Here is a 23,056-nt window from a genome sequence, read left to right as displayed (position 1 = left end):
CAGAGAAAATCATCAATGTCCGACGGGGGTGTGGAATGACTTTTTCCCGCGCGTACCGAATGGTGGTAGCCGCCGTTCTCGGCGGTGCCCTGATCGCCGTCGCCGCGCCCGCGCCGGCGGTGGCCGCCGCGCACCGCGAGCTGACCGACTACCTGGCCGCCCACCCGGGCGGGGTGCCGGTCGACGCCAACGAGATCAGCTACGGCGACGGCGCGCTCCTGGTCACGCTGCGCGCCCCGGTGGGCGTCCACGCGCTGGCCGACTGCCCGCGCGGCTGGTTCTGCTTCTACGACCGGCCCGACTTCGGCTATCCCCGGGGCAAGCTCTCCGACTGCGGCCGGCAGAACCTGGCCACCTGGCAGTGGCAGTTCCGGATCGGGTCCGCTCACTACAACATGTCCAGCGGGAAGGCCACGTTCTCCTACAACGACACCGCGCTGTTCACCGTCGGGGTGACCAACCCGGTCCGCACCGACGCCGCGCCCTGGCGGGACTGGGCGAATTTCGTCACCCGTCGATGCTGACCGTCGCCGGGTCCCCGCACGGCGCCTCCTCGATCGTGTCGGTGCGGGCGCTGTCCAGGAACAGGTAGTAGGCGAGCAGGGTGTCGTCGGCGGTCGTCTTCACGTGGCTGAGCAGGCGGCCGGTGTCCTCGTCGAAGAGGAGCGTCTCCCACTGCCCGTCGGCGTTGCGCGCGCTCACCGCGTAGCCGTACCGCTGGGCGCGGTCGCCGTAGCGGCCCCCGTCCACGATGCCGTCCTGCTCGGCGAGCCACCGCAGCAGCGCCGCGCGCTGCCCGGCGGTCAGCGGCCGGAACTGGTTGATCCAGGCGACCGTCTCCAGCATGCCCGCCGCGTTGCGCAGCACCGGCGGCTTCGCGCGCAGCAGCGCGTCCATCTGCCGACGCAGCTCGGTCAGGTCCGCCGACGGGTCCGGTGGCACGGCCCGCAACTCACCCCTGTCGTAGCGGGCGTCCTGCGCCCGGGAGCGCCGGCCGTCGTCCACGTCGTGCACGGTGCGGCGACCCGACCGCTCCCGGGTCCACCACAGCCGCTCCTCCTGGTAGCGCATCAGGTCGTCCGAGCCGAGCGCGAGGTCCTCCGGCGACCACACGCGCAGGCAGGTGAACGCGTACCGGCCCCGGCTCGGCGGCTCCGTCATCCGCTGGACCCGGTCGGCGATCTGGACGAGCTTCGCGCCCGGATCCAGCGGTTCCGAGGGCACCGGGCCCCGGTCGCCGCTGCGGCTCGACGGCGGCGTCTCGGTGCGGCTGGGCGGCGGCACCGCCACCGGCGGCCGGAGGTCCCGGTCCGACGTGCTGCCGGGCACGAGCTGCGCCACCAGGCTGCCGCCCAGCGCGGCGAGCACCGCCATCGTCAGCCGCCGCCGGCCGGACCCGCCCGCCGGCAGTCCCACCCAGCGGCGCAGCACCGCGCCGGGCCGGGACACGGCGGCGTACCGGCCGCGGTTCCGGTGTGCCACCGGCCGTCCCACCCCGTCGGAGTCCGTGCCGGCCGGGGCCGCGTTGCGCGGAAGGCCGCCGCCGGCCCGGTGCCGGCCCGGCTCGGCGGTCCCGTGCCACCGCTCCGGCGCGCGGTCGACGTGCAGGTCGAGGACCGGCGTCGGGTCGAAGCGCGTGTCGGCGTCGGTCAGCTCCGCGTGGATCGCCTCCGCCGCGTAGGCAGCCAGCCGGAAGCACCACCAGCGGCCCTCGTGGTCGAGGTTGTCGTAGGTGACCGCGGTGAGCGCCTGGGCGACGAGCGACAGGCGGTACTGCGTACCCCAGTCCTCGCGCCAGTTTCCGGACGCGGCGTAGCGCGACCCCTCCTCGTGGGTGAGCCGCACCAGCTCGGCCAGCGCGGGCGGCAGGCTGCTCGGCGCCGGCCGGTCCGGGTCGACCAGGTAGTCGAGCAGCGCGACGGCCTGCTTGCGCGGCAGGCCGTCCGGCCGGTCCCCGTCCGGGCCGGGACGGGGCGCCACCCACCGCAGGACCGTGGAGACCAGCAGTGTCACCAGGTCGCGGGTCAGCGGCGCGGCGCTCTCGTAGCGGTCCAGGTCGACAATGGTGAACGTCTGCGGGCGCACGGTGCCGTCGCGCCGGGCGGCGAAGAGCAGGTTGCCGCCGTGCAGGTCGCCGTGGCTGAAGCCGTGCACGTACTCGATCTCGACGTCCCCGACCGGCCCGCCGTCCTCGGTCAGGCGCAGCGGGTTGGGCCGCTCCCGGCCGTCGACGTCCAGCCGGTCCCGGTCCAGGTCATCAAGCCCGAGCCGGCCGGCCCGGGCGGCGACCTCGCGCAGCGCCCCGGTCGCCGCCAGCTCGCGGCGCACGTACTCCCGCACGGTGGTGGTGGCGGTCGGCGGCCCGGCGGGTGCGGTCACCCCGTTCCAGTCGTGCAGCAGGATGCCAACCACCGTTCGGTAGGCCTCGACGAGACGGTCGTCGTCCTCGACCTGGTCCAGGGTGCGGACCGCGTCGCCGCCGTTGGCGAGGTCCTGGAAGGACAGGTGCCGGCCGTCGGACACCGGGTAGCCGCCGAAGTGCGGCCTGACCATGTGCCGCTCGGCGAAGCCGGGCGCGTCCCGCTGCGCCTGCTCGTGCCGGCGGGCGCCGGACGGGCCGTCGCCGCCCGCCGGGTGCACCTTCACCAGCAGCTTGCGGCTGCCGACCCGCCCCGGGCCCGCCGGGCTGTCCAGCTTGACCACGAAGAGGTACGCCTCGGTGTAGCCGCGCATCGGTCCCTTGCGCGACAGCACCCGGACGGCGCCGCGATCGGCCGCCCATCGCCGCAGCGCGTCGCGCACGCGGTCGTCCTGCCTGAGCCACTCTGGTGTGGCGCCCGGACCATCGTCCATGGTGGTCGTCGAACCTTCGGCGAAGAGGGATGTCGGTGGTGCTGAGGGGGGTGCGACGGCTCAAGCTACCCCAACTCCCGGCGAAGCAGTTACTAATTCGCGCCTCAGGATTAACCCCTACTTATCGGTAGTTCAAAGATCACCTAGGGGTTCCGCTGGATCACCGGAAGTAACATCTAGCATGATGGATGTCGAGTCGGGAGGGTGGCATGCCGGAACCGACTGATTCCCTGCTCAGGCGCCAGACCGAACCCGAGATGATGGCGCTGCTGCGGGCCATGTCCGTCTGCCACACCCGCGCCCAACGCCTCGACGCGCTGCGCACCTCGGCCTCCGTGGCCATCGCCGGCGCCGGCGCGCTGATCGCCGTCACCGGCGTGTCGGCCACCGCCGTCACCGCGCTCGGCGCGCTCTGGGCCGTGGTCAACGCGCTCGGGCTCGCCACCTGGTCACGCGGGCAGCTCCGCCGGGCCGCCACCATCCAGGAGATGTTCGACGTCGACCTGTTCCGCCTCCCCTGGAACGAGGTGGCCGCCGGGGACCGGGTCGGCGCGCCGGAGATCAGCCGGCTCGACCGCGCGTTCCGGGGCACCGAACGCTACCTGCGCGACTACTACGAGATCCCGGACCTGCCCGCGCCCTACGACGTGCTCGCCTGCCAACAGCAGAGCCTCGGCTGGGGCGCCCGGCTGCGCCGCCGCTACGCCCACGCCGTGCTCGCCGCCGTGGCCGCCTGGGCCGCGCTCGGCGTCGTCTACGGCGTCCTCGCCGGCCTGACCGTCGGCCACCTGCTGCTCGCCTGGTTCGTGCCGTCGCTCGGCGCGCTGCTGCTCGGCGTCGAGATCTACCGTGGCCAGCGCGACGTCGCGGTCGACCGCGACCGGGCCACCGCCGCCGTCCACGACCACATCACCGCGGCAGTGCGCGACCCGGCGGCCGCCGCCGCCCTGCCCGTGGTGGCCCGCCAGGTGCAGGACCTGCTGTTCCGCACCCGCTGCACGCAGACCCGCGTGCCGAACTGGTTCTTCCGCCGGTTCCACGCCGCCGACCGGATCGACTTCCAGTCCACCATGGCCGGCCTCGGCCACCTGCTGCACCCGGGGTGAACGATCCGTCACGTCGAGTCGTGCGGGGCCGCGCGACGATCCGGACGCCGGTACCGTCCGTCGCGTGTCGCACACCGAAGACCTGCTGGCCGGGTTCACGCCGCCCCGGCCGTACACCAAGGACGTCGTCGCCGCCGCGCCCGCCGCGTCCGGCGTGCACCTGGTGCTCGACGGCGGCGTGGTCGCCTACGTCGGCTACACCGGCGACCTGCGCGCCCGACTGCGCCAGCACCTCACCGGCAACCGCGACTCGTCGGTGCTGCACGACCAGGTCGGCCAGCTCCTCGACGCGCCGGGCCGGGCCGCGACCCGCGACGACATCGCCGGGTGGCTGGGGCGGTGCGAGGTCCGCTGGCAGGAGACCGACAACCCCGAGGGTACGAAGGAAGCGCTGGTCCTGGCGCTGCGTCCCCGGTTCAACCGTCAGGTGCCCCGCTCCCGCTGACCATCGGAGATCTACTTCAGGTCGCGAAAATACGAGGGCGTCCGCGATTCGGCACTGGCTATTCTGAGTGCTCGATCCGTGACTCCGGGGAGTTGGCGATGGCTGGTCGATGGGAAGCGGAACCGGCGGCGACGTTCGCCAGACGGCTCGGACGGTCCGCCGCCGAGCTGGGCGAGAGCGGCGGCACCACCACCTGCCCCGACATCTGGGAACTCTCCAACGGCGACGTGGCGGTCATCGGCCGCGACCTCACGGACATGTATGACGGGCGCCTGCCGGAGGGGGTCAGCGTCGGCCAGGACGAGCGGCTGGTCGTGATTCCGCGCAGCATGATCCGTGCCGCCAAGCCGGACATCCCGGATGCGTGACCTCTTGCGGATGGCGTCCGTCCAACGGATGAGCCTGCCCGAGTACGAAGCGGACTTCTACGCCACGGTGGAGACCGTGGACGGAGTGATCCTCAAGACCGAGCGGCTTCAGACGTTCCGCGAGCCGGGCAGCTCGAGCTGGGAGGCGTTCGCCGCCGGCCGGTGGGACGAAGCGTTGCGGATCGCCGCCCAGCCCAATCCCGAGCTGGCACAGTTCTTCGCCCGCCTCGACGCGCTGGGCTCGGGGCTGCACCGCCTGCGGATCGTGGAGCTTCCCCTCACGCCGTACCTGATCTGGGAGCTGAACTTCCTCCGCTTCCGCGCCGAGGCGGGGGAACGGATCCGCGTGCTCGACGCCGGGGCGGTCTCGGAGATCGAGCGGACGCACGGCCGGATACCTGAGCTGATGGTGGCCGGCAGCCGCGCTGTCTACGACGTCCGCTACGACGAGACGGGCCTTCCGGTCGGCGCGGAGAAGGCCGTCGAGCCCGGAGTCGTCGAGGGCTGCCGATCCCAGATTCTGGCGTTGCTCGACGAGGCTGAGCCGTTCGAATCGTTCTTCTATCGGGAGGTCGACGGCCGGACGCCCTCCACCGCCCACCTGTAGTAGCCTGCGCGCACCAGCGACCCTGGAGGCAGGCGTGCCCGGACCGCGGATGGTCACCAGCCTGGCCCGCCGGTCGGCGACGCCGACCGCACTCCTGCTCGCCGTGCTGGCCGTCCTCGTCGCTGTGCTCCTCACGCCGCTCGGCCTGCTCTGGATCGGCGATCGGCCCGGCTACGACTGGCCCCTGCTCGGCAATGTCGGCCAGGCTTACGGCGCTGCCTCCGCCATTCTCGCCGCACTTGCGCTGATCGGTGTGGTCGTCTCCCTGATCGTGCAGGCCCGTGAGGCCAAGGCGGCTCGGGAGCAGGCCCTCCGGGCGCTGCACACCGACCTGCTCAAGATGGCCATCGACGCCCCCGATCTGTTGGAGTGCTGGGGCCCGATCGAGGAGTCGACCGATCTGGCCTGGTTCCGAAGGCATGTCTACAGCAATCTGATCGTGACCCACTGGCAGCTCATGTGGGAGGTGGACACCCTCAGCGAGGCCCACCTCGAGGTGCTGGCCGACCAGTTCTTCAAAGGTGTGTCGGGGCGCCGCTTCTGGGCGGAGGCGAGGGGCCCGCGGATGAAAGCCGAGACGTCGCGCCGGGCCCGTCGCTTCACCAGCGTGATGGACCGGCGCTATCAGAGGGCCGTCGCTGCGGGTCCGGCAGTCGATGCGGCACCCCTCCGTCCGGAGCCGGTCGACCCTCTGCCGAGTGGCCCCGCTACCCACCTTGCAAGGGGCGTCGTCATCGGCGGCGGAGTGGCTCTCGCGGGGCACTACCTGGTGCGGCGGTTCACCGCGCGTCGGAATTCTCGCCGGTAGGGCGGGCTTCGCGCAGCGCGTCGACCACCGCCGCCCACCTGCTCGGCGTCATCTCGTCCGGCGCGCGCAGCACGTCCCCGTCGTGCACCACCACCCCGGCCTCCCGCAGCAGTCGCAGGTTGGGCCGGTAGACCGGGTGCGCGGCCAGCGCGGCGTTCACCCGAGGGAACACGTGGATCGGCAGGCCGGTGCCGAGCAGTTCGTTCAGGACGCCCAGCGCCAGCGTGTCGCTCGCCCCGGCCGCCCACTTGTTCAGCGTGTTGAACGTGGCCGGTACGACCGCGGCGGCGTGGGCCGGTGGGTGCGGCTCGGGGTCGCCGGGGCGGCGCCAGTCGACGCGTACCTGATGACCGGTCTGCGCGGCGAGCGCGTCGCGGTCGAGCCAGCTCGCGGCGGTCGGGGTGGCGATCAGGCAGACCCGCCAGCCGTCGGCGGCGAGCAGTTCGACGAGGTCGCCGATCCGCTGGGCCGGGGGAGCGGCGCAGACGACCAGGTGCAGCACCGGCGCTTCACTCATGCCGCCAGTTCTACCCGCAAACGGCCCCGCCCGAGCACCGTGTGCCGGTGCTCGGGCGGGGCGGGTTGTTAACAGGGGGCCCTTCCTATACCGGAGGCGTTAAGAGGGGGCCCCGCCTTTCTGCACCACGCCGTTGACGGTGAGGGTGTACGGGGCGTACTGCTGGACCTGCTCGGTGGGCTCGTCGTAGGCGACCACGGCGACCACCTTTGGGAACAGCGAGAGCAGCGCGAGCCGCGCCCGGTCGAGCTTCAGGCTCGACTTGCCGTCGAACTCGAACTGCCAGGCCAGCGAGTGCTTCTCGTCCAGGCCGATCAGGCGCACGTTCCAGTTGTCCACGGCGATCGGCTTGATCTCGGTCGGCGAGTCGAACGGGTCGAGGCTGCTGCCGTCGCTGACCGTGGTGCCGCCGATCGTGACGTCATCGACGAGCAGGCCGCCCTCGTTGACGCCGCCGTCGCTGACGTAGCGGAAGCCGAGCAGGATGCTCTTGCCGGCGTACGCGGACAGGTCGAAGCTGTGCGGCTCGAACCCGTCGGTGGTGCCGTTCAGCGCCGGGCCGAGCGGGCCGTCGATGGTCTTGTCGCCGGCGACCGCCGTGTAGGTGGCGCCGCCGTCGGTGGAGACCACCACGTAGCCGTAGTCGAAGCCGACCTCCGCGCCGTACTTGGCGAGGAAGCGCAGCGTCGGGTCGGTGGTCGGCACGGTCACCGGGGTGACCGCGGCGGCGTCGGTGTTGTTGGCGTTGCCGGAGAACAGCACCGGGTTGCCGGGGCGGTCCGGGTCGTTGCTGACCACGGTCCAGGCCAGCGGCAGCGCCGGCAGCGTCTTCGCGCCCTGGAACGACAGCGACCGCAGGTCACGGCCGCGCAGCAGGGTCCCGTCGGCCTTCGCCAGCGGGACGTAGTCGGCGCCGTTGGGCGCCGCGCCGGGCGTGGCGTACGCGGCCGGGTTGGCCAGGTTGACGGTGGAGCGCAGGCTCGGCGTGGTCACCCGACTCTTCGGTACGCCGAGCATGATCCCCTTGCGCGACTCCCCGACGATCTTGTCGACGAGCGTCATCGTCTGGTAGTCGTGGATCACCTGGTACATGTCCTTCGCGCCCTCGGCCTTGAGCGCCGCGTCGAGGCTGGCCAGCCCCTGCAGGTCGGCGTCGTTGTGCAGGCGGTGCACGATGTCGTTGCCGTAGCGGTCGTAGAGGAACTGGATGAACGCGTACGCGTTGCCGTAGTCGGCGAGCACCGCGTTCGGGTTCGGGCTCTCGCCCCACAGGTTCAGCGAGTTCTCCGGCCCGCCGCAGTCACGCGGGTTCGCGTTGTACGGCGTCTGCACCGTGCCGAAGCCCTGCTGGCAGTAGAGGTGGCTGTCCGCGCCCCGGTCGAAGACGGTGGCCTTCGTGTCCACGTACCCGGTCAGGGTCTGCGCGAAGTCCGACAGGCCCTCGTTCATCCAGGTGGTCTCGAACGGGTCCGAGTAGTAGTGCGCCAGGTGCTGCCACTCGTGGGCGAACGTGCCCTCGTAGCTGAACGGGCGGGCCGGGCGGCTGGTGCAGAGGTCGGCGGTCGGCTCGTCCGGCGGGTTCGCGCCGGTGCGGTGCAGCCAGTCGAACGCGTCGACGGTCATCACGTTGCGGTCGAACAGCTCGTTGAGCTGCGCCGAGAAGAAGCCGGCGATGTAGGTCGGCGCGGCCGGGAAGTCGTAGTAGTTGTCGTCCCGGACGTTGTCGATCAGGGTGACCGTCTTGTTGCCGCCGCCGGAGTAGTCGCCGCCGTTGCCCTGCGCGTCCGGCGGGATCTGGGAGTTGCTGCCGTCGCGGTCCGGCGGCCGGCTGAACGCGACCGTCTCCTTCGGGTACATGTTCGTGTCGAACTCGTGCACGAAGCTCTGCACCTGCGCGTCGGTGATCTGCGTCGACGTGGGGATCTGGTTGCGGCAGTCGTCGGCCGGGAACGCGATGTCGTTGGCGACCCACACCTCGACGTTGTCGCCGACGCCGCGCAGCGTGTAGTCCTTGCGGTAGTAGCTGCCCTGGAAGTCGTCCATGCCGAGCCACTGCCGGACCGTGCCGACCGGCGGAGTGGTGGCCGCGGCGGCCCTCGACCGCGACTGGGCGCGCTTCTGGTAGCGGGCCGGGGTCTTCACCGGCTTGCCGTCGAGCGTGAAGTCCTTGCGGGTCAGCTCGCGGGTGTCGTCGGTGACCGGCTTGGCCTTCGCGGGCGCGGCCGGGGCCGGTGCGGCCGACGCGGCCGTGGCGGGCAGGACGCCGAGGAACGGTAGGACGAGTGCGATGGCTGCGGTACCGGCGATCCGGCTGCGTGCCATGTGCCCCCCTTGTCGGGTGTGCGGATCCGGCCGACGGGGTCACCGTCGTATCCACCGGAGTGATATTCACCGTCGTTCGTACGCCACACCGTTGCCTTTGGCAACCATCCGGGTGGACGTATGAGGAAGCCGTCCGGTAGCGCAGGCTCTATTCAGACCGAGGACGAGGCCATGCGGGGAAGGAGCCCCGCCGATTCCAGCCGCTCGTATGCCGTCTGCACGTGGGCGGCCGTGAAGAGGCGAGCCTTGCGTCCGCTCCAGGCGCGCACCCGCTCCACCAATTCGTCCAGATCGCGGGTCGGAGGGGTCGTCTGCGCGGCGTAGTGAACGGTGGCGAGGAGCTCCACGGTGTAGGGGCCCTCGAAGCCCTGGACGAGCTCGGCGAACCGGTCAAGGGTCTCCGTGGTGTGGTGCGCCGAGGCGAACCAGGCATCCAGGTCGTCGCCGGCCCGGTTCGTCAGCCGGATCGGACGCAGTTCCTCCACCCGTGCGGAACGGTCGCCGAAGCCGACGAGGTAGTGACCTTCGAGGCGGTCGAGCACCGCGTTCAGGCTCTCCGCGTACGGGCCGTATCTGCCCCTCGTGAAGTCGAGTCGCAACGGCTCACCCAGCGTCTGGAGGAAGTAGGCGATCTTCTGGATCTCCAGGGTCGTGACCCCGTCCCGTGGCTCGGCGGCCTGGGCCTGCCGCAGATAGCGTTCGATGGCTCGCAGCAGGACGGCGCGTCCCGCGGTGAGCGCGGGCCGGGGAGTGGCGACCGGCATCTCGGACGGGTCCGGGGCGCCCTCCGGGGGGAAGAGCAGGACGCGGACATCGGGCAGCGCGGCGAAGGCCTGCTCGATCCGGGAACGGACCACCGGCCACTCCAAGCCGCCGTTGCCGCACCCGAGTGCCGGAACCGCGACGGAGGAAATCCGACGTTCGCGGACAACCCGGACCAGGTCGACCAGGCCGGCTTCGATGTCGCCCAGCCGGGAGCGAGACCTCCAGTGGCCCTTCGTCGGAAAGTTGATGATGAGGCGGCGAGGGCCCAGCCGGCCGGAATCGAAGACGAACATGGTGCCCAACGCCACCTCGCCGGCCGCGCAGGCGGCCCGGTATGCGGTGAAGTTGGCCGGGTGGGCGCGCTTGAACTGGAGAGCGATGCCCTTGCCCATCACACCCACGGTGTTGACCGTGTTCACCAATGCCTCGGCGTCCGCCGTCAGCAGGTTGCCGTGACTGATGATGATCATTCGCGCACCTCCCCCCGTTCGTAGCCGTAGTACCAGTCAGGTCTGACACCAACGTACGCGTCGATGATGCCAGCAGCGTGCAGGACCTGCGTCAACTGTTCCCGCCGAGCAGCCGTCCGCACGGCGTACCCGGCAATCAGACGTAGCGGGAACTCCCGGTGTACAAGGAACTCCGCCAGCCGCCGACGCCTGCGGTCCGGGTCCTCCGAGGTGTCCCGCCAGATCCGCTCCCGCATCAACGACCAATCAACCAGATCGGCCAAGTCGTCAGCGACCGCGGTGAACCGGGTCACCGCGGCGGCGCAGTTGCCGTCGCTCGCCACCCATGCCAGGCCGGCGTCGTGCACCCGTGCGGTGGTGCTCACCAGATAGACCAACGGGTCGTCGCCGCCCGGGTAGCGGTCGGCCCTGCCGTCGCGGTGTTCACACGCGATTCGGTACATCATCGGTGAGCGGGGGGCGAAGTAGAACGGTACGTAGTCGGCCACCACGCCACCCGGTGGGCAGGGCACGAGTCGTTGCCGCCTGCTCGCTTTGATGTCCACGGCGCCGACGTTCGTGACCAGCCGACCGGCGACTGTCGCGTCGGACAGGAGGCGGCGCGCGGCCAGTATCGCCGGCAGGTTGTCGATGTGGGTGAAATGCATGATCAGTCGGTCTGGCGGCGGATGTCGGCTCTGCTGGCACATAGGCCCGCAAGATTATTCGTATAGCGATCGCTTCGCTGCCCTGAGTAATGAGGACGTGTCGCGTTCTCGTGGTCCTCGGCTCTCCGCCGGTAGGGTCGTGCGTCGTGCCAGGGATCGAATCGACGCGTGCGCCGGGCGTACCGTCCGCGGACGCGGCCGAGCGCGTCATCACCGCCGTACTGTCCGACCTGCGCTTCGGTGACCACCGGGGTGTCGTCGTGGACTCACCGCCAGGTGCCGGCAAATCGACCCTGGTGGTTCGGGCGGCCGACGAGATCGCCGTCACCGGTGGCCCGCTGATGATCGTGGCGCAGACCAACGAGCAGGTCGACGACCTCGTCGACCGGCTCGCCCGCAAGGCGCCCGAGCTGCGCATCGGCCGGCTCTCCGCGGCCGACTACCGGCCCACCGGACGGGTCCGGGACCACGCCACGGTCCGGGTCGCCGCGAAGGTCGCCGACCTGGGCGGGCCGGCCGTCACCATCGGTACGGCGGCCAAGTGGGCCACCGTCACCGACGGCACCTGGCCGTGGGCGATCGTGGACGAGGCGTACCAGATGCGCGCCGACGCGCTGCTGCGCGTGGCCGGGCGGTTCGAGCGGGCGCTGTTCGTCGGCGACCCCGGGCAGCTCGACCCGTTCTCCACCGTCGAGACCGCCCGCTGGACCGGCCTGACCTGGGATCCGATGCAGTCGGCGGTGGCCACGCTGCTGCGCCACAATCCGGAGCTGCCGGTGCACCGGCTGCCGGTGTCGTGGCGGTTGCCGGCCTCCGCCGCGCCCGTGGTGTCCGCCGCGTTCTACCCGTTCACCGGGTTCCGCGCCGGCACCGGGCCGGCCGACCGGGCGCTCACCTTCACCGAGGCGGGACCCGGCGACGGCTACGACGCCTCGGTCGAGCTGGCCGCCGCCACCGGCTGGGCGTTGCACGAGCTGCCCGCCCGGCACACCGTGCGTACCGACGCCGAGGCCGCGGCGGCCTGCGCGGAGCTGGCGCTGCGGGTGCTCGCGCGCGGCGCGGTCGCGGTCAGCGAGGCCGCGCCCGGCGGTGCGCCGGTCACCGCGGACCGGATCGCCGTCGGCGCCGCGCACCGCGACCAGGTCGCGGCCATCCGGTCCCGGCTGGGCGCGGCCGGCGCGGGCATCACCGTGGACACCGCCAACCGGCTCCAGGGCCGGGAGTACGACGTGACGATCGTGCTGCACCCGCTCTCCGGCCGGCGCGACGCCACCGCGTTCCACCTGGAGTCGGGGCGGCTGTGCGTGCTGGCGTCCCGGCACCGGCACGCCTGCGTGGTGGTGGCCCGGGCCGGCATCGGCGAACTGCTCGACGCCTACCCGTCGACCGAGCGGGTGCACCTGGACGTGCCGGTGAAGTTCCCGGACGGCTGGGAGGCCAACCAGACCGTGCTCACCCACCTGGACGCGCACCGGGCCTGAGTACGCGCACCCGGGTACGCGTACCGGGCGGAAGCGACGGCGGGCCGGACCGGGCGGTCCGTTCGGATCTTCCGACGGCCGCGGGTGGTGGGCAGGATGGCCGGGTGCATCCTCACGACCCTTATCAGCCGGATCCGTACCAGCAGTACTATCCGCCGCAGTACCCGCCGCCGGAGCCGGACGGGATCAACTGGACGACGGTTCTCTGGGTCACGGTGCCGGCGCTGCTGGTGATCCTGTGCTGTGCCGGGTGCGTGGTGTCCGGGATGGCGGGGGCGTTCATGGACGGCTTCCAGGAGGGGTACTCGTCGTCGTAGGAGGCGGGCCGCGCCTCGCCGCGCGTCGCTGGCGGCGGTGCGTTAGACAGGGATCATGACCATGAGCGTGCTGCCCTGGCTGGCCGGGGCCGTGGTGGCGGTGGGGGCCGGCTTCCTGGCCACAGTGCTGCCCCGGCGCCGCGCCCGCGCCGACCGCCGGAAGGTCGCCTGGTCGTCGGCGTGGGCGGCGATCCAGGACGCGGTCGTCAGCCGGGACGCGTCGACCACGCCGGTGCCGGAGGCGGAGCGGCTGCTGGCCCGCGCCGAACTGCTCGCCGCCGCGCCCGGCGGCGGCACGGACGCGGCCCGGGAGGCCGAAGCGCACGCCCGCCGCGCCGACGAGCTGTGGCGGGCCGGCGCGTGAGCGTACGCCGGGACCTGCTGCGCTGGTCGCTGCTGGCCGCCGCGGTGGCGGTGCTTGCCGTCTTCCTGCTCGCGCAGCGGCAGAGCACCTCGGTCAGCTACGGGCGGTCGCCGTCGTCGGCGTCGCTGCCCGCGGAGGGCTCCGCCGGGGAGTTGAGCGACGCGGACGTGCCCTCGGTCGAGGAGATGACCGCGCTGGTGGCCGCCGACCCGGTGGTCCGCCTGCCCGGCGCGGTCGCCCGTTGGGACGAGACGCGGGTGCGGGCCGCGGCCGGCGCCGGGGGCACCCGGATCCTGGTCGCCCCGCCCGGGCTGGACGAGGCGGAACGCCGGCGGGTCAAGGACGTCGAGAACGCCGAGATCCGGATCGTCGGCACCGAGGTCAGCGGTGGTGTCCTGGCGGCCACGCCGGACGACCTGCCCGGCTGGCGGGCGCAGTTCGCCACCCACGACGTCACCGACCAGGTGCTCACGCTGCTCGCCGCGCTGCGCAAGCAGCCGTCCCCGGCGGACCGGGACGACCTGCGGTGGCGGGACCCGACCGACGCCGAGCTGGCCCCGGTGACCGCCGCGCTGCGCGCCACCGGCCGCTGGGTCGCCCCCGGGGCCACGCTGCCCCGGCCGCCGGAGCGGTCCGCGCGGGAGGCGTTCCCGGGCGGTGCGTGGTTCGTGGTGCTCCCGGCCCAGCCGTACGGGACGCCGCTGCCGGCGTACGGGCCGGCGCTGCACCGGCTCGCCCCGGACCGGCCGCTGGTGGTGATGTACGGCGGCTGGATCGAGTACCACGGTCCCGGCGCGGCGGACTTCGCCGAGGTGGCCGGCGTCAGCTTCTACGCGCAGTACGGCAGCCGGCTCAGCCGCTACGCGTATCCGCAGGGCAACGTGCTCGGCGCGTATCTGGCCCGGGTGACCGACGTGCGCTACGCGGGGCTGTTCGACAGGCCGCTGCCGTACCGGCCGTTCGACCCGTTGCGGGTGGCGTTGCCGGCGCTGCCGTGGCTCTTCACCGGCTGCGTGGCCGGGTTCGTGGCGCTGTCGATCCGGAGCGCGCGCGGTGGACGCCGGAGCCGGCCGGGCGACCTCGGGCCGGGCGGCACGCCGGCCCGGCTGGCCGGGCTCTCCGCGCTGGCCGTGGAGCTGTCCCTGCTGACCGACGCGCGCAGCGACCCGGCGCTGGTGCGGGGCATCGGCCGGCTGCGGTCGGCCCGGTACGCGCTCGACGACGGGCTGCCCGACAAGCACGTACGCGGGCTGCTGGCCGTCGCGGAGGCCGAGCTGGACGGCGTGGCCCGGGACGTGCGGATGCCCGGCTACCGGCCGGACGTCTACCTGCGGGGGAGGCTGTCGTGAGCGTCGACGCGCGGCGCTGGCTGCGCCGGCTGGTCGGCACCGCGTTCGGCCGGGCGGTGCTGGCCTGCCTGGCGCTGGCCGGCTGGGCGCTGTGGTCCGGCGGCCTGTTCGACTCCCCGGCCGCCCGGCAGGTGCGCGCCTCGTCGGTCTACGCGGCGCCCGGCGTCGACCTGGACCGGGCGGCCGCCGAACGGGTCATCGGCAACCGGCGGCTGGTCGTGCTGATCATGCGGCCGGGCACCGACCTGGCCGGGACCTGCGACGACACCGAGCGCGCCACCCAGGGCACGCTGGTGCTGGCGATGAGCCGCGACGGCGACGACTGGGACACGTACGGCTGCTCCCGCCTCGGCGGCGACAGCCCGCGCGACATCGGCCGGTCGGTGGTCGTGGAGAGCGTGATCTCCCAGGGCGCGGACGCGTTCGTGCACCGGCCGGTCGAGGCGCTGAAGGTGATCGTGCTCAACTACGACCGGCTGGTCCGGACCGGCCTGGTGCCCGACGGCGGGCGCACCATCAGCCCGTCGCTGCCCCGTTACCTGCTGGCCGGCGGCGCGGTCGGCGGTGTGGTGGCCGGCGCGGCGGTGCTCTGGCTGGGCGGCCGGCGGGCCGGGCGGCTGGCCGACGCGCGGCGGGCCGGGCGGGACGCGCGCGCCGACGAGCGGGCCGCGCTGGGCGCCGCCACCGCCGTGCTGGCCCAGCAGATCATCGACCTGGACCGGACCGCCGGTCCGGCCTCCCGGTGGTTGGCCGCCGACTACGTCGGGCTGCTCGACGAGGTGTCCGGCGCGGACGCCGGCGCTTCGACGGACCGGCTGCGGGAGCGGGTCGAGGAGCTGAGCCGGCGCGCGGCGGAACTGGCCGCCGACGCGGCGTCGGGTCGGGGCGCCGGCGGGGCGCCCGGTCGGGGCGCCGGCGCGCGGTCGGGGCGGCGCGCCGGTGGGTCGTCGGGGCGGCCGTCCGGCGCGACGCGGGGGCAGGCGGCCGGGAAGAACCGGGCCCGGACGCGCGGACGGGGCCGGCGGTGAACCGCCGACCCCGTCCCCGGTGCGTCGTCAGCGACCGGCGCCGACCACAGTGGCGGCCGGCCAGCTACCGCTGAAGACCTGGGCGGGGGTCGCGCTGCGGGCGGCGAAGCCGAACAGCGAGTCGACCCGGGCGGCCTCGGCCGAGCTGGGGTAGGGGTTGGTGCAGCTCGTGCCGGCGCTGCCGCCGGACATCAGGATGGCGCAGTTGCCGTTGTAGTTGTCCGGCAGGCCGAGGATGTGGCCGATCTCGTGCGTCATGATGCGCAGCGGCGAGTACTGCTGGGCCTGGTAGTAGTCGATGACCACGCGGCCGTTGCCGAGGCTGGTGCGCTGGGCGTACGACCCGCCGCCGTAGGTGTAGTAGATCATCAGGTTCGACCCGCACTGGGCCATGTTGATGTTGTTCGTGTAGTTGTTCCAGATCGACGCCGCCTGCACCGCGTAGCTGGCGAACGGGCCGGCCTGGCTGGTGTTGTAGCAGACGTTGCGGACCGCGGCGGAGGCCGGTGCCGGGTTGACGGCGACCGCGCCCAGCGCCGTCAGCGTCACGGCCGCGAGGGTGGCGAGGATCCGGGACAGCTTCGGCGTACGCATGGTTCACGCTCCTTGGGGGTAGGGGGAACGCCGCCAGCCTATAGATAGCCTTCTATCGATATCAAGCCCCGGAGAGAAGGAGGGGCCCCCGCTTAACGCCTTTGGTATAGGCGGGGGCCCCTGTTAACACGTCGCCTCGGCGCGCGCTCAGGTGGCGGCGTGCGGGTCGGCCGCGTTCAACGTGGCGACCACCTCGTCGTAGTCGCCGCGCGCCTCCGCGTGCCGGAGGAACTTCACCCGCTCGACCTGGATCTCGGTGGCGTCCGGCCGGGCCTCCAGCAGCGTCACCACCTCCGCCACGAACTCGTCAAGCGGCATGGCGAACTCGCTGGTCTCCTGCCCGGGCAGCAGGCCGGTCCGCACCGCCGGCGGCACCAGCTCCACCACCCGTACGCCGGTCTCGGCGAGCTGGAGCCGGATCGACTCGCTGAGCATGTGGATCGCCGCCTTCGAGGCGTTGTAGCTCGGCGTGACCCGCAGCGGCACGAACGCCAGGCCGGACGAGACGGTGACGATGGTGGCGGCCGGTCGCTTCGTCAGGTGCTCGACGAACGCGCCGATCAGCCGGATCGGGCCGAGCACGTTCGTGGTCACCACCTCCTCGGCCGAGGCGAGGAACGTCTCCGGCGAGCGCCAGTCCTCGACCCGCATGACGCCGGCCATCGCGACCAGGACGTTGAGGTCCGGGTGCCGGGCCAGCACCGTCTCCGCCGCCGCCGTGACGCTCGCCGGGTCGGTCGTGTCGATCGGTACGGTGTCCAGGCCCGGGTGGGCCGCCGCGATCTCGTCGAGCAGCTCGGTACGCCGCCCGCCGACGATCACCGTGTTGCCCCGGTCCCGCAGGGCGAGCGCCAGCGCCAGGCCGATCCCGCTGGTGGCGCCCGGAATGAAGATCGTGTTACCGGAGATGTCCATGTCCCCAGCATGGGCCCGTGGGCGGGAGCGGTGCAGAGTTCCGGGATCGGGGGATCGCCGATCCCTGGTTCCCGCCGCCGCGCGGCGGATACTCGGATCATGGACCGTGCCGCCCTCGCCGACTTCCTCCGCCGCCGCCGGGAGGCGCTGCGCCCCGGCGACGTGGGGCTGCCGGAGGGCGCCCGCCGCCGGGCGCCCGGCCTGCGGCGGGAGGAGGTCGCCGCGCTCGCCGCCATGTCCACCGACTACTACACCCGGCTGGAGCAGCGGCGCGGCCCGCAACCCAGCCCGAACCTGCTCGCCGGGCTGGCCCGGGCGTTGCGGTTGACCGGCGACGAGCGCGACTACCTGTTCCGGGTGGCCGGGCACAGCCCGCCCGAGGCGGTCGGCACCGCCACCCACGTCGCGCCGGCGCTGCTGCGGGTGCTGGACCGGTTGGCGGACACGCCGGCGCTGATCCTGTCGAACCTGGGCGAGACGCTTGTGCAGAACCGGATGTCCGCCGCGCTGCTCGGTGACCGCTCCGGGCACACCGGGCTGGCCCGCAGCGAGGTCTACCGCTGGTTCACCCGGCCCGACGAGCGGTGGCGCTACCCGGCCGAGGACCACGACCGGCAGAGCCGCGCCCAGGTCGCCAACCTGCGCGCCGCGTACGGCTCGATGGGCCCCCGGTCGCGCGCCGGCGAGCTGGTGCGGGCGTTGCGGGCGGCCAGCGCCGAGTTCGCCGAGCTGTGGGACCGGCACGAGGTGGCGCAGCGCTTCGCCGACCACAAGACGCTGATCCACCCCGAACTCGGCCCGATCGAGCTGGACTGCCAGGTGCTGTTCACCGAGGACCAGTCGCAGGCGCTGCTGGTGCTCACCGCGCCGCCGCGCAGCGAGGGCGCGGAGAAGCTGCGGCTGCTCGCGGTGCTCGGGCACGAGCGCTTCCCGGCCTGAGCGTCCGGCACGTGAACCGAGCACAGGAACGGTCATTCACGCCGCCGGGAATCCCCGGCTTTGCTGTCAACCTCCCGTCACGCATGGTGTTCTGCTGATCCCTCTCGGTCGATAGCGTCGGTGCACTGCCGTGGACGAAGGGCCGACGATGAACCACAACGGACACCCGCTCGACCGTCGGCGACTCCTCGCCGGCGCGGCGGCGGCCTCGGCGGTCACCCTGACCGGCCTGGCCGTCGCGCCCACCACCGGCGCCGCGGCGGCGGCCCCGACCCGTACCGGAGCACCGCTCGTCACCCACGACCGGGTCGGCGCCGCCGCGCTGCGCGCACCCGACGGCGCCGCCGCCGCGGTCCGCGTCCAGGCCGACTTCCACGCCCGGCTCACCGCCTGGCTGGCGTTCTGGTCGGCGAACTCGCCACGCACGTGGAGCGCGCCGGCGCACCTGGTCGCCCGGATCGAGCCGGCCGGCGACGCGCTGGTGCTGCACGCGATCCGCTACCGCCGCGACGACGAGCTGCACGCCGGCTTCGCCGCCGCCCGGCGCGACGCCACGCACCTGGCCACCCTGGCCAGCCTGCACCACCACTTCCCGAGCGTGCGACCCCGCCCGGACGGCACGATCCGGATCGGCGACGGACCCGCCGGCTTCACCGGCGCGCCCGAGCAGGTCGCGTTCGCGGTCGCCGCCTGCCGCGAACTGTGGGCGGACCCGGCGGCCACCGCCGGACGCTGGGCCGCGCACGCCGGCCGGGCCCTCGCCCGCGCCGGACAGCCCGCCGACGCCGCCTCGCACGCCGGCTGGGCGGCCTTCACCCGGATCAGCCTGCGTCGCGGGCTGGGCACCGAATCGTACGAGTGACCGGAGGTAGCACATGGCCCGCAACGAGTTCCGCTTCGTGGTCGACGGAGTCGACCTGACCCCCGACCAGCAGACCCTGATCGCCGGCGAGATCCAGAAGGCCGGCCTGGCGGCCCTGCGTACCGCCGACGCCAAGCTCGCCAACCCGCTCACCCTCGGCCACGGCAACATCAAGCTGCGCCCCGAGTGGTACGGGCTCTGGGTGCTCGACGGCCAGCTCGCGCAGGACCTCGGCCAGAAGATCAACGACATCGGGTTCTGGATCCAGCGGTGACCGACGCCGCCCGATCCGCCGGCCCGTCGGAGCGGATGTGCCCGAGCACACCGGCGTCCAACGCCACGGTGTTCCTCGGCATGATCACTCCGGCGGGCCGGGTGGCCTACGTGACGCCCGCCGTACCGGCCGAGGTGGGTCTCGCCACGGTCGACGACTCCGCCGGGCCGATCGAGTCACAGGTCCGCCTCGCCGGCCCCTGCGTCACCTCGTCCTGCGGCTTCTGGACCGGCTCGCATTGCGGCCTGGGCGCCCGGATGGCCGCCTCCTACGCGGAGACCGCCCCGCCGGCCGAGGAGTCGCTGCCGAAGTGCGCGATCCGGCGTACCTGCCGGTGGTTCGCCGAGCAGGGCCCGGCCGCCTGCCCGGCCTGCGCGCACGTGGTCACCGACGCGCGCTGAGCGCTTGACCCCGCCGTACACCCTGGGCCTGGGACACGGAACCTGTGGAGGTGGACGTCATGCGGTGGTTCGTCATCCTCGTCGTCGTCGTGGCCATCGTGGTGGCTCTCGCGTCCTGGCGCCGCCTTCGGCGGACCGCTGACGACCCGGGCGGTCGGGTTCGCGACCTCGCGGCGTCGGCCGAGGCCCGCCGCCGGCTCGACGACGACCGCAACCCGACGGACGGCAGCAATCTGCGCAGTAGCGGAGGCGGCAGCCTCTGATCCCCGCCGCGAATATGGCGTTCCGGCCTGTCGGAGGTGTGCACTAGCGTCGGGAGGTCATGGAGCCGCGGTTCGGCGAGGGGATCATCGGTCGGGAGCACCCGGCCGGGCTGCTGCGTGCCGAGGTGACCCGCGTGGTCGACAGCCACGGCGGCCTCGTCCTGGTCACCGGCGAGCCGGGCATCGGCAAGACCACGATGGTCTCGGCCGCCGCCGACGAGGCCCGCCGGCGCGGGGCGCTGGTGCTCGGCGCCGCCTGCTGGGACTCCGACACCGCCCCCGACTACTGGCCCTGGGTGCAGGTGCTGCGCCGGCTGGCCCGAGCCGGCGGCGACCCCGCGCCCGCCCGGGAGGCCGCCGCCGGGCTGGCGGCCCTGCTCGGCGAGCACGCCGGGGGCACCCCGAGCGGTGGGCCGGCCGACGACGGCGACGCGGTGGCGTCGGGCGACGACGGCGCGCGGGCCGAGTTCGACAGGCACGACGCGGTGACCAGCGCGCTGGTCGCGGTCGCCCAGCACCGGCCGGTCGTGGTGGTCCTCGACGACCTGCACTGGGCCGACCCGGCGTCGCTGCGGCTGCTCCAGTTCGCCACCCAGCACACCTGGTTCGAGCGGCTGCTGCTGATCGGCACCTACCGCGACGCCGAGGTGGAGGCCGGCGACCACCGGCTGGGCCCGCTGCTGCTGCCGCTGACCGCCAAGGCGACCACGGTGACGCTCACCGGCCTGGGCCGCGACGAGGTGGCCGCCCTGATCAGCCGCACCACCGGCCGGGAGCCCGGCGCGGACCTCGTCGACGAGGTGCACCGCCGCACCGGCGGCAACCCGTTCTTCGTCGAGCAGACCGCCCGGCTCTGGCACACCGACGGCCTGGCCGACACGATCGCCCCCGGCGTACGGGAGGCGGTGCGCCGCCGGCTCGACCAACTGCCCGACCCGGTGGTCGAGGCGTTGACCGTGGCCGCCGTGCTGGGCCGCGAGTTCCACAGGCAGACGCTCGCCGCCTGCCTGCCCGGTCCGGCCGCGCAGGTGGACCGGCTGCTCGACCGGGCCGCCGCCGCCCGGCTGGTGCTCGCCCGCGGTGGCGGCCGCTTCACCTTCGTGCACGACCTGGTCCGCGAGACGCTCTACGACGGGCTCCCGGAGGGCGAGCGCCGCGCCCGGCACGCCGCCGTGGTGCGGGCCGTCGACCGCTCCGACGCGCTCGCCGGCCGGCTCATCCCGGCCGAGTTGGCCCGGCACGCCTGGCTCGCCGGAGCCGACCTGGATCCGGGACGCGCCGGCGACCTGCTGGTGGCCGCCGCCCGGGACGCCGGCGGGCGGCTGGCGGTGGAGGAGGCGGTACGCCACTTCCGGCGTGCGCTGTCCCGCACCGACGAGCCGGTCCGGCGGGTGCGGACGCTGCTGGAGTTCGCCGGGCTGCTGCACCACGCCGGCACGCCCGGCGACGCCGAGCAGTTGCTCGTCGACGCCGCCGCGCTCGCCCGCGAGCTGGACGAGCCGGCCGTGCTGGCCCGGGTGGCGCTCACCGCCCGCGGCCAGCACTCGGCCACCCGCCGCCGCCTCGACGCCGACGCGCTGGTGCGGGAGGCGTACGCGCGGCTGATCGGCCCGCCCGAGCCGGAGCGGTCCACGCCTGCCCTGGTCACCGACCTGATCACGGCCACCGAGACGCTGGCCCGGCACGGCCGCGACGACGAGGCGCTGACCTTCAGTCTGTGGGCCCGCCACGACACCACCTGGGGGTTGGGCACCGCGCGGGAGCGGGCCGTGGTCACCGCGGAGATCCGCGAGGTGGCGCGTCGCGGCGGCGACCGGGACACCGAGCTGTGGGCCACGTCGCTGCGGTGGGTGGCGCTGCTGGAGCTGGGCGACCCGGGTTACCGGGACGAGCTGGCGGCGTTCGTCGACGGCTGCCGGGCGGGCGACGTGGCCCGGCAGCGGATGGCGGCGTCCGTCGACAGCGGCATCATCGACGCGTTCCGGGGCGACTTCGCCGCCGCCGAGGCGAACTTCGCCGAGATGGACGGCTACGGCGAGTGGGAGCACTCCGACCACGCCTTCATGGGTCACCACCTGCGCTGGTCCGTGCTGCTGCTGCGCGGTCGCCTGACCGAGGCCGACGCCCTGCTCGGCCGGACCGGAGCGGCCCACCACCCGCACGTGGAGCTGCTGCGCGCGATCACCGCCGCCGAGCGCGGCGACACCGCGACGCTGCTGCGGCTCGTCGGCGGGATCGAGGCGGCCGGGACGACGTACCCCCGACCGGTGTCGACGCTGTGGCTGCGGCTGCGGGCCCAGGCGGCGGCCGCGTCCGGCGATCCCCGTCGTTGCGCCGAGGTGCGCGCGGACCTGGCGCCGCACCGCGGGCGGTGGCTGGTCGCGCTGTTCGGCTGTGACATCGGCGGCCCGGTCGAGCTCTGGTCGGCCGGGGTGGACGCCGCGGAGCGCAGGTGGGACGACGCGGTCGCCGGCTACGCGGCGGCCCGGGACGCGGCCGACCGGCTCGACGCCCGGCCCTGGTCGGTGCTCGCCCGGGCCGGGCTGGTGACCGCGCTGGCCGGGCGCGGCGGGCCGGGCGACGCGGCCGAGGCGGCCCGGCTGCGGGCCCGGACGGAGGCCGAGGCGCGGGAGCTGGGCATGGCGCACGTGGTGGCGCGGCTGGGCGCGGGCGGGTCGCCGGCCGCGCCCGGCACGGCGGTGGTCGACGCCCCCGCGCCGGCTCCGCCGGTCGGCGCCGTCACTGCCGGCGGGGCGGTCGACGCGGGCGCGGCCGGTCGCGCCGTCGAAGTCCGGCCCGAGTTCTGCTTCGACGGGTCGGTGTGGCGGCTCGCCTGGGCGGGCACCGTGGTGCACCTGCCCGACGCGAAGGGCCTGCACGACCTGCGGCTGCTGCTGAGCCGGCCGGGTGTCGACGTGCCCGCGGTGGAGCTGCTGGACCCGGCGGCCGGCGCGGAGCTGGTCGCCGCCCGCCGGCTCGGCGCCGACCCGGTGCTCGACGACGAGGCGAAGGCCCGCTACCGACAGCACCTGCGGCGGCTCGACGACGAGATCGACCGGGCCGCGGTACGCGGTGACGAGCGGCGGCTGGCCGCCCTGGACGCCGAACGCGCCGCCCTGCTGGACCAGTTGCGGGCCGCCGCCGGGCTGGCCGGGCGCACCCGTCGTCTCGGGGACTCCGCCGAGCGGGCCCGCAAGGCGGTGACCGGCCGGATCCGGGACACGCTCCGGCGGATCGAGCAGCGGCACCCGGCGCTCGCCGCCCACCTGCGCGACTCGATCACCACCGGCGGCACCTGCCGCTACCTCCCGCCCACCCCCGTCCGCTGGCGCCTCTGAGCCGCCCCACCCCGTGCGCGGGC

General features: G+C 73.8%; 24 protein-coding genes. 17 read left to right on the top strand and 7 right to left on the bottom strand.

Going from position 1 to position 23,056, the window contains the following annotated elements:
• The first annotated feature begins 35 nt into the window (after positions 1-35).
• Entirely contained in the window at positions 36-524 is a 489-nt protein-coding gene (locus ACIA5A_RS15230) for a hypothetical protein (RefSeq protein ID WP_396761639.1), read from the top strand.
• Here the strand turns inward: ACIA5A_RS15230 and ACIA5A_RS15225 are convergent.
• Positions 508-2,802, bottom strand: coding sequence for a hypothetical protein (locus ACIA5A_RS15225; RefSeq protein WP_396761636.1), 2,295 nt, complete (start codon positions 2,800-2,802; stop codon positions 508-510). The two genes, ACIA5A_RS15230 and ACIA5A_RS15225, sit on opposite strands and share 17 nt — an antisense overlap.
• 260 nt (positions 2,803-3,062) lie before the next feature.
• On the opposite strand from ACIA5A_RS15225, the gene ACIA5A_RS15220 reads away from it, so the two are divergent.
• The 5 genes from ACIA5A_RS15220 (at position 3,063) to ACIA5A_RS15200 (ending at position 6,187) form a co-directional block, all read left to right on the top strand.
• On the top strand, positions 3,063-3,959 hold the full coding sequence (locus ACIA5A_RS15220; RefSeq protein WP_396761633.1) for an S-4TM family putative pore-forming effector: 897 nt from the start codon (positions 3,063-3,065) through the stop codon (positions 3,957-3,959).
• A 64-nt stretch (positions 3,960-4,023) separates the two neighbouring features.
• Positions 4,024-4,404, top strand: coding sequence for a hypothetical protein (locus ACIA5A_RS15215; RefSeq protein ID WP_396761630.1), 381 nt, complete (start codon positions 4,024-4,026; stop codon positions 4,402-4,404).
• A 98-nt stretch (positions 4,405-4,502) separates the two neighbouring features.
• Positions 4,503-4,772: a hypothetical protein gene (locus tag ACIA5A_RS15210; RefSeq protein WP_396761627.1), complete on the top strand. Its 270-nt coding sequence runs from the start codon at positions 4,503-4,505 to the stop codon at positions 4,770-4,772.
• Between the two features lie 10 nt (positions 4,773-4,782).
• Complete coding sequence (locus tag ACIA5A_RS15205; RefSeq protein WP_396761624.1) at positions 4,783-5,379, top strand: DUF6879 family protein; 597 nt, start codon at positions 4,783-4,785, stop codon at positions 5,377-5,379.
• 49 nt (positions 5,380-5,428) lie between these two features.
• Positions 5,429-6,187, top strand: a complete 759-nt coding sequence (locus tag ACIA5A_RS15200) for a DUF6082 family protein (RefSeq protein WP_396761621.1) — start codon at positions 5,429-5,431, stop codon at positions 6,185-6,187.
• Here the strand turns inward: ACIA5A_RS15200 and ACIA5A_RS15195 are convergent.
• From ACIA5A_RS15195 to ACIA5A_RS15180, 4 genes are all read right to left on the bottom strand, one after another.
• Positions 6,159-6,704, bottom strand: coding sequence for a flavoprotein (locus tag ACIA5A_RS15195; protein WP_396761618.1), 546 nt, complete (start codon positions 6,702-6,704; stop codon positions 6,159-6,161). The genes ACIA5A_RS15200 and ACIA5A_RS15195 overlap by 29 nt on opposite strands.
• A 99-nt stretch (positions 6,705-6,803) precedes the next feature.
• Positions 6,804-9,026, bottom strand: a complete 2,223-nt coding sequence (locus ACIA5A_RS15190) for a choice-of-anchor J domain-containing protein (RefSeq protein ID WP_396761615.1) — start codon at positions 9,024-9,026, stop codon at positions 6,804-6,806.
• 152 nt (positions 9,027-9,178) lie between these two features.
• Positions 9,179-10,261, bottom strand: coding sequence for a macro domain-containing protein (locus ACIA5A_RS15185; RefSeq protein ID WP_396761612.1), 1,083 nt, complete (start codon positions 10,259-10,261; stop codon positions 9,179-9,181).
• Entirely contained in the window at positions 10,258-10,908 is a 651-nt protein-coding gene (locus ACIA5A_RS15180; protein ID WP_396761609.1) for a DUF4433 domain-containing protein, read from the bottom strand. Before ACIA5A_RS15180 ends, ACIA5A_RS15185 begins: the two co-directional genes overlap by 4 nt.
• A gap of 155 nt (positions 10,909-11,063) precedes the next feature.
• Between ACIA5A_RS15180 and ACIA5A_RS15175 the strand changes: the two genes are divergently transcribed.
• The 5 genes from ACIA5A_RS15175 to ACIA5A_RS15155 all read left to right on the top strand — a co-directional run bounded on the left by ACIA5A_RS15175 (position 11,064) and on the right by ACIA5A_RS15155 (position 15,447).
• Entirely contained in the window at positions 11,064-12,389 is a 1,326-nt protein-coding gene (locus ACIA5A_RS15175; protein WP_396761787.1) for an AAA family ATPase, read from the top strand.
• Between the two features lie 104 nt (positions 12,390-12,493).
• Positions 12,494-12,706: a hypothetical protein gene (locus ACIA5A_RS15170; protein ID WP_396761606.1), complete on the top strand. Its 213-nt coding sequence runs from the start codon at positions 12,494-12,496 to the stop codon at positions 12,704-12,706.
• A 55-nt stretch (positions 12,707-12,761) separates the two neighbouring features.
• The gene (locus ACIA5A_RS15165; RefSeq protein WP_396761603.1) at positions 12,762-13,070 is read left to right on the top strand and encodes a DUF6403 family protein; all 309 of its coding nucleotides are present in this window, start codon (positions 12,762-12,764) and stop codon (positions 13,068-13,070) included.
• A complete protein-coding gene (locus ACIA5A_RS15160; protein WP_396761600.1) occupies positions 13,067-14,419 on the top strand; it encodes a hypothetical protein in 1,353 nt (450 codons plus the stop codon). Before ACIA5A_RS15165 ends, ACIA5A_RS15160 begins: the two co-directional genes overlap by 4 nt.
• Positions 14,416-15,447 (top strand): hypothetical protein, encoded by a 1,032-nt coding sequence (locus tag ACIA5A_RS15155; RefSeq protein WP_396761598.1) that lies wholly within the window; start codon positions 14,416-14,418, stop codon positions 15,445-15,447. The genes ACIA5A_RS15160 and ACIA5A_RS15155 overlap by 4 nt, the downstream gene beginning before the upstream one ends.
• Positions 15,448-15,474: 27 nt before the next feature.
• Here the strand turns inward: ACIA5A_RS15155 and ACIA5A_RS15150 are convergent, their stop codons facing one another.
• Both ACIA5A_RS15150 and ACIA5A_RS15145 read right to left on the bottom strand, forming a co-directional pair.
• Positions 15,475-16,041 carry a snapalysin family zinc-dependent metalloprotease gene (locus ACIA5A_RS15150; protein WP_396761595.1) on the bottom strand — a complete coding sequence of 189 codons (567 nt, stop codon included), beginning with the start codon at positions 16,039-16,041 and terminating at the stop codon, positions 15,475-15,477.
• A gap of 147 nt (positions 16,042-16,188) precedes the next feature.
• Positions 16,189-16,956: an SDR family oxidoreductase gene (locus ACIA5A_RS15145; protein WP_396761592.1), complete on the bottom strand. Its 768-nt coding sequence runs from the start codon at positions 16,954-16,956 to the stop codon at positions 16,189-16,191.
• A 99-nt stretch (positions 16,957-17,055) separates the two neighbouring features.
• Between ACIA5A_RS15145 and ACIA5A_RS15140 the strand changes: the two genes are divergently transcribed.
• The 6 genes from ACIA5A_RS15140 to ACIA5A_RS15115 all read left to right on the top strand — a co-directional run bounded on the left by ACIA5A_RS15140 (position 17,056) and on the right by ACIA5A_RS15115 (position 23,033).
• Positions 17,056-17,895 (top strand): helix-turn-helix transcriptional regulator, encoded by an 840-nt coding sequence (locus ACIA5A_RS15140; RefSeq protein ID WP_396761589.1) that lies wholly within the window; start codon positions 17,056-17,058, stop codon positions 17,893-17,895.
• Between the two features lie 148 nt (positions 17,896-18,043).
• Positions 18,044-18,757, top strand: coding sequence for a hypothetical protein (locus ACIA5A_RS15135; protein WP_396761586.1), 714 nt, complete (start codon positions 18,044-18,046; stop codon positions 18,755-18,757).
• A gap of 13 nt (positions 18,758-18,770) precedes the next feature.
• On the top strand, positions 18,771-19,031 hold the full coding sequence (locus ACIA5A_RS15130; protein WP_181571903.1) for a hypothetical protein: 261 nt from the start codon (positions 18,771-18,773) through the stop codon (positions 19,029-19,031).
• Entirely contained in the window at positions 19,028-19,432 is a 405-nt protein-coding gene (locus tag ACIA5A_RS15125) for a hypothetical protein (RefSeq protein ID WP_396761582.1), read from the top strand. Before ACIA5A_RS15130 ends, ACIA5A_RS15125 begins: the two co-directional genes overlap by 4 nt.
• A gap of 59 nt (positions 19,433-19,491) precedes the next feature.
• Positions 19,492-19,695, top strand: a complete 204-nt coding sequence (locus ACIA5A_RS15120) for a hypothetical protein (protein WP_396761579.1) — start codon at positions 19,492-19,494, stop codon at positions 19,693-19,695.
• A 59-nt stretch (positions 19,696-19,754) separates the two neighbouring features.
• Positions 19,755-23,033, top strand: coding sequence for an ATP-binding protein (locus tag ACIA5A_RS15115; protein ID WP_396761576.1), 3,279 nt, complete (start codon positions 19,755-19,757; stop codon positions 23,031-23,033).
• Positions 23,034-23,056: the final 23 nt, after the last annotated feature.

The organism is Micromonospora sp. NPDC051300, assembly GCF_044455315.1.
In the GTDB taxonomy this organism is placed as follows: domain Bacteria; phylum Actinomycetota; class Actinomycetes; order Mycobacteriales; family Micromonosporaceae; genus Micromonospora; species Micromonospora robiginosa.
The sequence above is the reverse complement of the archived record's forward strand: the minus strand, read 5'-3'. Positions and strand labels throughout refer to the sequence as shown.

Coding starts and splice junctions, on each gene's coding strand:
- ACIA5A_RS15230 (WP_396761639.1), top strand. CDS start 36: ATGACTTTTTCCCGCGCGTACCGAATGGTGGTAGCCGCCGTTCTCGGC.
- ACIA5A_RS15220 (WP_396761633.1), top strand. CDS start 3,063: ATGCCGGAACCGACTGATTCCCTGCTCAGGCGCCAGACCGAACCCGAG.
- ACIA5A_RS15210 (WP_396761627.1), top strand. CDS start 4,503: ATGGCTGGTCGATGGGAAGCGGAACCGGCGGCGACGTTCGCCAGACGG.
- ACIA5A_RS15205 (WP_396761624.1), top strand. CDS start 4,783: ATGGCGTCCGTCCAACGGATGAGCCTGCCCGAGTACGAAGCGGACTTC.
- ACIA5A_RS15200 (WP_396761621.1), top strand. CDS start 5,429: ATGGTCACCAGCCTGGCCCGCCGGTCGGCGACGCCGACCGCACTCCTG.
- ACIA5A_RS15195 (WP_396761618.1), bottom strand. CDS start 6,704: ATGAGTGAAGCGCCGGTGCTGCACCTGGTCGTCTGCGCCGCTCCCCCG.
- ACIA5A_RS15190 (WP_396761615.1), bottom strand. CDS start 9,026: ATGGCACGCAGCCGGATCGCCGGTACCGCAGCCATCGCACTCGTCCTA.
- ACIA5A_RS15185 (WP_396761612.1), bottom strand. CDS start 10,261: ATGATCATCATCAGTCACGGCAACCTGCTGACGGCGGACGCCGAGGCA.
- ACIA5A_RS15180 (WP_396761609.1), bottom strand. CDS start 10,908: ATGCATTTCACCCACATCGACAACCTGCCGGCGATACTGGCCGCGCGC.
- ACIA5A_RS15165 (WP_396761603.1), top strand. CDS start 12,762: ATGACCATGAGCGTGCTGCCCTGGCTGGCCGGGGCCGTGGTGGCGGTG.
- ACIA5A_RS15150 (WP_396761595.1), bottom strand. CDS start 16,041: ATGCGTACGCCGAAGCTGTCCCGGATCCTCGCCACCCTCGCGGCCGTG.
- ACIA5A_RS15145 (WP_396761592.1), bottom strand. CDS start 16,956: ATGGACATCTCCGGTAACACGATCTTCATTCCGGGCGCCACCAGCGGG.
- ACIA5A_RS15140 (WP_396761589.1), top strand. CDS start 17,056: ATGGACCGTGCCGCCCTCGCCGACTTCCTCCGCCGCCGCCGGGAGGCG.
- ACIA5A_RS15135 (WP_396761586.1), top strand. CDS start 18,044: ATGAACCACAACGGACACCCGCTCGACCGTCGGCGACTCCTCGCCGGC.
- ACIA5A_RS15130 (WP_181571903.1), top strand. CDS start 18,771: ATGGCCCGCAACGAGTTCCGCTTCGTGGTCGACGGAGTCGACCTGACC.
- ACIA5A_RS15120 (WP_396761579.1), top strand. CDS start 19,492: ATGCGGTGGTTCGTCATCCTCGTCGTCGTCGTGGCCATCGTGGTGGCT.
- ACIA5A_RS15115 (WP_396761576.1), top strand. CDS start 19,755: ATGGAGCCGCGGTTCGGCGAGGGGATCATCGGTCGGGAGCACCCGGCC.